The 4,846-nt window shown below is 68.5% G+C and carries 4 protein-coding genes; all 4 read left to right on the top strand.

The window, feature by feature from the left end; all coding sequences use genetic code 11:
• On the top strand, positions 1-742 hold a 742-nt coding region (locus tag AC1DY5_RS42230; protein ID WP_478120389.1), incomplete at its 5' end, for an HAD-IC family P-type ATPase.
• A 10-nt stretch (positions 743-752) separates the two neighbouring features.
• Complete coding sequence (kdpC, locus tag AC1DY5_RS42225; protein ID WP_478120388.1) at positions 753-1,331, top strand: potassium-transporting ATPase subunit KdpC; 579 nt, start codon at positions 753-755, stop codon at positions 1,329-1,331.
• Positions 1,332-1,751: 420 nt separating this feature from the next.
• On the top strand, positions 1,752-4,499 hold the full coding sequence (locus AC1DY5_RS42220) for a DUF4118 domain-containing protein (protein ID WP_478120387.1): 2,748 nt from the start codon (positions 1,752-1,754) through the stop codon (positions 4,497-4,499).
• 5 nt (positions 4,500-4,504) lie between these two features.
• Positions 4,505-4,846, top strand: a 342-nt coding sequence (locus tag AC1DY5_RS42215) for a response regulator (RefSeq protein WP_478120386.1), incomplete at its 3' end; no start/stop codon positions are given.

The raw sequence follows: 4,846 nt of genomic DNA, 5'->3' as shown, positions 1-4,846 counted from the left end.
CGCCCGCGTGCTCGGCATCGTCGAGCTCAAGGACATCGTCAAGACCGACATCAAGGAGCGCTTCGGCGAACTGCGCCGCATGGGCATCAAGACCGTGATGATCACCGGCGACAACAAGCTSACGGCSGCRGCSATCGCSGCCGAGGCCGGCGTSGACGATTTCCTGGCCGARGCCACGCCCGAGGACAAGCTGGTGCTGATCCGAAAATACCAGGCCGAAGGCCGTCTGATCGCCATGACCGGCGACGGCACCAACGACGCGCCGGCGCTGGCGCAAGCCGACGTGGCGGTGGCGATGGGCAGCGGCACGCAGGCCGCGAAGGAGGCCGGCAACATGGTCGACCTCGACTCCAACCCGACCAAGCTGCTCGAGGTGGTGGAGACGGGCAAGGCGCTGCTGATGACGCGCGGCTCGCTCACTACCTTCTCGATCGCCAACGACGTGGCGAAGTACTTCGCGATCATTCCGGCGATCTTCATTTCGACCTATCCGCAGCTCGGTGCGCTCAACGTCATGCGGCTTGCGAGCCCGTCGTCGGCGATTCTTTCGGCGGTGATCTTCAATGCGCTGGTGATCGTGTTTCTGATCCCGCTGGCGCTCAAGGGCGTTCGTTATCGGCCAGTGGGCGCGGCTGCGCTGCTGCGGCGCAATCTGGCCATCTACGGGCTCGGCGGCCTGGTCGTGCCCTTCATCGGCATCAAGCTGATCGACTGGCTGCTGGTCGCGGTCGGTCTGGTCTGAAAGCATCATCATGACAAACATCCTTCGTCCGGCGCTCGTGCTGTTCGTACTGCTGAGCGCCCTCACGGGCATCGTCTATCCGCTGGCGGCGACCGGTGTCGCGCAGTCGGTCTTTCCGGCCCAGGCCGCGGGCAGCCTGGTGCTGCGCGACGGTGCGCCGATCGGCTCCACATTGATCGGCCAGAACTTCAGCGATCCGAAGCATTTCTGGGGCCGTCCGTCGGCCACCGCGCCGATGGCCTACAACGCGGCCGCCTCGGGCGGCGCCAACCAGGGGCCGCTGAATCCGGCGCTGGTCGAAGCGGTCAAGAGCCGCATCGAAGCTTTGCGCGCGGCCGATCCGGTTAACACGCAGCCGGTGCCGGTCGACCTCGTCACGGCCTCGGCCAGCGGGCTCGATCCGCACATCAGCCCAGCGGCGGCGCGCTACCAGGTGGCGCGCGTGGCTCGCGCTCGCGGGCTGACGCCGGACCAGGTGGCCGGCCTGCTGGAGCGCCAGATCGAGGCGCCGCTGTGGGGATTCCTGGGCGAGTCGCGCATCAACGTGCTGGCCCTCAATCTCGCGCTCGACGCGCAACCCTCACCCTGATCCGGAGAAGGCCCATGGTYTATGTGCGACCACCTGACCGCTGCAGCAGGCTTGTTCCCTCGCAGAGAGGCAGCGCGKAGCGCSAAGGAGACAGTGATGATTCCCGACATCGTGTACGCGTTGTGCGCGTTGGTGGCTCTTTTCATTCCGATGGGCCTTGCATGGGCGATCGTGCGCTGGACGACCAAGCGCCACGTGCATGGCGACGCTCCCGGGCGCAGCGCCCCGATGAAGCTACACCCGTTGCGCCACTCGAMGCCCGGTCACTCACGTCGCCGAGTGCAGTCCGATACGCACAAGGGCCCCCGTTCCGCGTAGGGCGATTGATCATGGTATTCGCAACCGTTACGACCATCGCTGCGGTGATCTGTCGGACACGGATGTTGGGCGGGCTCGTCGGCGCGTAATCGAAGCCACCCAATGTCCAGTCTTCCTCATTCGCCCACAGAGGGCCGCCCCGACCCCGACGCGCTGCTCGCCCAGTTGCGGGCGGACGAGGAACGCGCCCAGCGCGGCAAGCTGCGCATCTACTTCGGTGCCAATGCGGGTGTCGGCAAGACCTGGGCGATGCTGAGCGCCGCGCAGCGCGAGCATGCCGCCGGGCGCGACGTGCTGATCGGCGTGGTCGAGACGCACGGCCGCAGCGAGACTGCGGCATTGCTGGCCGGACTTGAAACGCTTCCCTTGCGCGAGGTCGCCTATCGCGGCCGCACGCTGTCCGAATTCGATCTCGATGCCGCGCTCGCGCGCAAGCCGGCCGTGCTGCTGGTCGACGAACTGGCGCACTCCAACGCCCCCGGCTCGCGGCACGCCAAACGCTGGAAGGACGTGCAGGAGCTGCAGGCTGCAGGCATCGAGGTCTGGTCGGCAGTCAACGTCCAGCATCTGGAAAGCCTCAACGGCACCGTCGGGGCCATCACCGGCGTGCGCGTGCAGGAGACCGTGCCCGACACCGTGCTCGACGAGGCCGATGAAGTCGTGCTGGTGGACGTCACGCCCGACGAACTCACGTCACGGCTCGCGGCCGGCAAGGTCTATTTGCCCCAGCAAGCCGAACGCGCGGCGCAGAACTTCTTTCGCAAAGGCAACCTGATCGCGCTGCGCGAGATCGCGCTGCGACGAACCGCCGAGCACGTGGAGGACGATGTGCGCGGCTGGCGCGTGGAGCAATCGGGGCCGCAGGGCGATGCCGGGCCGCAGCCCTGGAACACCTCGGGCGCGCTGCTCGCCTGCGTCGGGCCCCACGAAGGCGCTAGCCAGACCGTGCGCACCGCGGCGCGGCTGTCCGGCCAGCTCAACGTGCGCTGGCACGCGGCCTACGTCGAGACGCCGCGCCTGCAGCGTCTCAACGCGCAGCAGCGCGACAGCATCCTCGCGGTGCTCAAGCTGGCGGAGGAACTTGGCGCTGTGACGGCCGTGCTGACGGGGGCCCGCATCGCCGAGGAACTCGCCGCGCAGGCGCAGCGGCTCAATTGCGCCACGCTGGTGGTGGGGCGGTCCGAACCRGCACAAGGCTGGCGCCGGTGGTGGCCGACATCAGACCTGTCGCGCGAACTGGCGCGCTGCGCGCCCGCGCTCGACATCGTCGAGGTGGCGCGGGCCGACAGCTCGCGGCGACTTGCGCAGGCCCGCCCGAGCGGGCGACGCGGCGATGCCGAAGTGGAGGACACCGATCGCCCGCATGCGCGCTGGCCCGGCTATGCGTGGGCCGCCGCCAGCAGCGTGGCAGTCACGCTCATCGCCACCCCGTTGTCGGGCGTGCTTGAGCTGGCCAACATCGTGATGCTGTTCCTGCTCGGCGGCGTCGGCGTGGCGGTGCGTTTCGGGCGCGGGCCTGCAGCCTTTGCCGCGATGCTCAACGTCGCCGCCTTCGACTTCTTCTTCGTTTCGCCGCGCTTCTCCTTTGCGGTGAGCGACGTGCAGTACGTCGTGACCTTCGCCGTCATGCTCGGCGTCGGCCTGCTGGTCGGTCAGCTCACCGCAGGCCTGCGCTTTGCGGTCGGCGTGTCGACCAGCCGAGAGCGGCGGGCGCAGTCGCTGTTCGAGCTCACGCGCGAGCTGTCGGCCGCGCTTGAAAGCGCCCAGGTGATCGAGCTCGGCGCGGCCGCGGTGCAGGGCCATTTCGGCGGCCGCGCGCTGGTGCTGGTGACGGATGCGAAGGACCGGCTCGTGATGCCTTCCGACCCGCCGAGCGGCTTCGACGCCAGCGTGGCCGACTGGACGTTCAGGCAAGGGCAGCCGGCCGGCCTCGCGACCGCGACGTTGGCCGCGCAGCCCTGGCACTACGTGCCACTCAAGGCACCGATGCGCGTGCGAGGCGTGCTCGCCCTCGAGCCCGCACAGCCGCGCTGGCTGATGATCCCCGAGCAGGCCCAGCAGCTCGAGACATTGGCGCGCCAGATCGCGATCGCGTTGGAGCGTGTGCACTACGTCGACGTGGCACAGCAGGCGGTGGTCGAGATGGAATCGGAGCGACTTCGCAATGCGCTTCTCGGCGCCATCTCGCACGATGTGCGCACGCCACTGACGGCACTGATCGCGTTGGCCGAGTCGCTGCAGGCGGCGCCGCCGCACGCCCACGCAGAGGCTGCGCGCGCCATCGTGGCCCAGGCTCGCGAGCTGAATGCGCTGGTCAGCAATCTGCTGGACATGGCGCGGCTGGAAAGCGGCAGCGCCGTCAATCTTCGACGTGAATGGCAGTCGGCGGAAGAGGTGGTGGGCGCGGCCATCCGCGCGGCGCGGCCCGCGCTCGGAGACCATGTCGTGCAGACGGCGTTGCCCGAGGACCTGCCGTTGGTCGAGTTCGATGCCGTGCTGATCGAACGCGTGCTGGTCAACCTGCTCGAGAACGCTGCGAAGTACGGTGCGCCACCCATTGTGGTCGGGGCGCGTGCGACGCCCAATGCACTCGAATTGACGGTGCGCGACCATGGTCCGGGTTTGCCCGCTACGCTCAAGGGTCGCGAGCAGACGCTGTTTGACAAGTTCACCCGTGGCCAAGCGGAATCGGCCACGCCCGGTGTTGGCCTGGGCCTGGCGATCTGCAGGGCAGTGGTCAGCGCCCATGGTGGCGAGATCACTGCAGCCAATGCGCCGGACGGCGGTGCCGAATTCAGCGTGACCCTGCCACGCCGCGCTCCGCCCCCGGCGGTCGATTCTTCTGCCTGACCGCCATGCCCAGCCCCGTTGCCATCGTGATCGAGGACGAGCCACAGATACGCCGCTTCGTGCGGGGTGCGCTGGAGGCGGAAGGCTGGCAGGTGCACGAAGTCGGCACGCTGAGGGACGGGCTCGCAGCCGTCGGCACGCGCCGACCCGACCTGGTCGTGCTCGATCTCGGCCTGCCGGATGGCGATGGCATCTCGTTGATCGGCGATGTACGTAGCTGGTCGGGCGTGCCGATCATCGTGCTCTCGGCACGCACCGAGGAGGCCGACAAGATCGCGGCCCTCGATGCCGGTGCCGACGACTACCTGACCAAGCCTTTCGGTGTCGGCGAACTGCTGGCACGCGTG

This window comes from Variovorax sp. P4_D9, from assembly GCF_056401695.1.
The sequence above is the reverse complement of the archived record's forward strand: the minus strand, read 5'-3'. Positions and strand labels throughout refer to the sequence as shown.

What these genes read in the sequence shown, in the direction of transcription:
- kdpC (WP_478120388.1), top strand. Translation starts at nt 753, where the DNA reads ATGACAAACATCCTTCGTCCGGCGCTCGTGCTGTTCGTACTGCTGAGC.